Consider the following 279-nt stretch of genomic DNA (forward strand, 5'->3'; position numbering starts at 1 on the left):
ACAAGCTGTTCAAGCTGCGCAGCTGCGAGGACAGCGTGTTCCGCAACCGTTCGCGGCCGTGCCTGCAGTACCAGATCGGGCGCTGCAGCGCGCCGTGCGTGGAGCTGGTGCCGGCAGCGGAGTACGCCGAGTCGGTGCGCCGCGCCGCCCTGTTCCTTGAAGGCAAGAGCGACGAGCTCACCCGCGAGCTGGGCGAGCAGATGCAGGCCGCCAGCGAGGCGCTGGAGTTCGAGCAGGCCGCGCGCCTGCGCGATCTGATTTCCTCGCTGCGCAGCATGC

The 279-nt window shown here is 69.5% G+C and carries 1 protein-coding gene; it reads left to right on the forward strand.

The window, feature by feature from the left end; translation table 11 throughout:
- Nucleotides 1–279: UvrB/UvrC motif-containing protein (locus EN850_RS36040; RefSeq protein ID WP_189591370.1), on the forward strand; the 279-nt coding region annotated here is incomplete at both ends.

Origin of the sequence: Mesorhizobium sp. M8A.F.Ca.ET.207.01.1.1 (genome assembly GCF_004794715.1) — a bacterium.
GTDB lineage: Bacteria > Pseudomonadota > Alphaproteobacteria > Rhizobiales > Rhizobiaceae > Mesorhizobium.